This window comes from Chryseomicrobium imtechense, from assembly GCF_041475995.1.
Lineage (GTDB): Bacteria > Bacillota > Bacilli > Bacillales_A > Planococcaceae > Chryseomicrobium > Chryseomicrobium aureum.
Map to the genome: position 1 here is coordinate 1 of NZ_JBGOBM010000029.1, position 2,518 is coordinate 2,518.

Consider the following 2,518-nt stretch of genomic DNA (forward strand, 5'->3'; position numbering starts at 1 on the left):
GGGCGAAGCCATGGAATCTGTCCGTATTTGGTCCTTAGACAGGCTGTGGATGTGTACGCTCCGGTGGCCAAAAGCAAAAAATAACGACAAGAAAAGGTAGCCAGCTGTTGGCTACCGTCTGATTTGGATGCTCTTATGTGTTCGACTCGTTCGTCCGTGAAGAAAAGGACAGGAATCTACAGGCTGTCCTTGAAGATACAGCCTGTGATTATCGGCTTTTATAGGACGAAGCGACACGTAGAGCGACTTGATGCACTTTTAGTCGCTCTAGTGCAGTCGCCAAAAGTCATAAAGCAAAGGGCAATCATGTTTTGACTCAATGTAGCTGAAAATAATGCAAAATAAATGCCTCTAGAAAAGAACTCAAAAATCATTATTTAAATTTTGAACAATTCTGAAAACATGTGTTATTATTAAGTTAACTTTGGTTAACCTAGTTAACCTTATATAATATAAGTATCTTAAAGTTAACTAAGGAGATGAAAAGATGGCGGATAAAACCTTTGGATTTAAAGTGAGTGAAGACTTATATGAAAAGGTGAAGACAGTCATAGAGACAAGTGGAATCACTAGCAAGGACTGGTTTGAACGAGCGGTCGCACTATACGAGATGAACGCCATCAAACAAGGCTCCAGTGACTATACGCAAGACCTGACTGAACTAGAACATCATACGACTCGCATGTATGAGTTAATCGCAAACATGATTGAACGTTCTATCCACTTGAAAGACCAAGCTGTCAAAGATGTAGCTGATAAGTTGGAGAGCAAGGAATCTATCATCACAGACCTGCAAGAGCACGTCAAACAGTTGAAGATAGAGTTGAGCTTAAGTAGGGAAGAAGTAGAAGCGTCTGTAAAGAGGGCATCGGAATCAGAAGAAAAATTGAAGGCTAGCCAAGGGATGCTAGAGACCAATCAGGCACTTGTCAGTGAATACAAAGAAAAGAACGATACATTAAATGGACTTGTAGTGAAGTATCAGGCATATGCCGATGAGAATGAGCAGTTGAAAAAAGCTTTCGAGAACGAGAAAACGGAGATGGTACGAGAAGCCATGGAAGAAAGGGCCACCCTGACGAAACAAGTGGACGAGTGGACTGAAAAGTTCCGTACCTCCTCGGAAGAGCTACGAACCCTACGTCAGCAGGCGGAACAAGAAAAAGCAAATTACGAACGTGAAATAGCGATGGTGTCAGAACGTAAAGAGTTGGAGAAGGAAAGAGCTGTCGTCGAACAACGTTCACTTCATAACGAAGAAGTCAGAAAGCTGTATGACGAAATGGCCAACCTCCGCAAGATGAACGAGGATACACGCGAACGTATGCAGGCAGAAATTGAACAATTAAAGCAAGAGAAATAGAGAGATGAGAACAACTAAAGAATGAGTTGAACCGGAAAGGCAAGAGCGAGGGCTTGCTATTTCCAATTTTTCTTATGAGTATAACGAAACACCTTGAAAGAGTTATTGATACAGTTTTTATTAGGAGATAGAGATGATCCTAGGGGAAAAGACGATGATAAAAATGGATTTTAAAAGGGGCGCTAGTCAGATGGCTAGCATGGACCCGAAAAATCCAGTCCATGCTCTTAGAAGATCAAGACGAAGTATCTAAAGTATAGAAATCCTTGTTTTAGATGCTTCGTCCACCTTTAACTAGTGAAATTCGATTATATTTGCCTCAGAATGCGAATTTTCTATGCAGAGATTCGCATTCTGGGGCTTTTAATTTTCATTTTGTGATGAAGTGTACATTTAAAATCCTCTGAGAAGCCCTCAGAGGATGGCTTTTTCAGATGACCATGCGTTCTTTCAAGGAGATGGCTTCTTTTTGGCTCACTATCAACGAATCGAGCACTTCGATGTTTAAGATTTTACCGACCTTAATCAATCGTTCACTCACATTCACGTCTTCTTGCGAATACTGGCAACTACCGGATGGATGATTATGAGCAACGATGATGCTGTGGGCGTTACTCATGATAGCTGACTTGAAGACCTCTCGTGGATGGATGATGCTTGCTCCTAATGCACCTACATGGCAACGATGGACAACTGTAATCTCGTTCTTGATGTTGAGACACAAGACAAGGAACACCTCACGGTCTTCGTCTCCTATGAGTGCTTGGGCAAAATCAAGTGCGTCTGTAGCTCCTTTGATTCTCTCCGGTAGGATGTCTTTGTACGCTTCCTCGACCTCTTTGATTTCCTGTTTGATTCGTGTGATTTCAATGATTTTTTCGAGTTGCATCTGTATCGCTCCCTTTCAATTTTTGGTCCGCCGGGCGGAAGTGGTCCCAAAAGGGATTATTTTTTGCCTTTTGGTAAGGAGGACGGATACACCACCTAGAGGACCGGTCAAGGGTCTCAGCGCAAAAGTTTTTAGCGCAGCCGGTATAAAAAGTTTTTCGCCCCTTGAACTGAACTCTCCTGTCTTGGAACGAAATAGGGATAGGGCGAAGCCATGGAATCTGTCCGTATTTGGTCCTTAGACAGGCTGTGGATGTGTACGCTCCG

At 42.7% G+C, this 2,518-nt stretch carries 2 protein-coding genes; one reads left to right on the forward strand and one right to left on the reverse strand.

The annotated features are described in order from the left end of the window. Nucleotides 1-487: 487 nt before the first annotated feature. Nucleotides 488-1,363 (forward strand): hypothetical protein, encoded by an 876-nt coding sequence (locus AB5N96_RS13380; RefSeq protein ID WP_499705754.1) that lies wholly within the window; start codon nt 488-490, stop codon nt 1,361-1,363. A gap of 430 nt (nt 1,364-1,793) precedes the next feature. Here the strand turns inward: AB5N96_RS13380 and AB5N96_RS13385 are convergent, their stop codons facing one another. Further along, complete coding sequence (locus tag AB5N96_RS13385) at nt 1,794-2,252, reverse strand: JAB domain-containing protein (protein WP_499705755.1); 459 nt, start codon at nt 2,250-2,252, stop codon at nt 1,794-1,796. Nucleotides 2,253-2,518 lie beyond the last annotated feature (266 nt).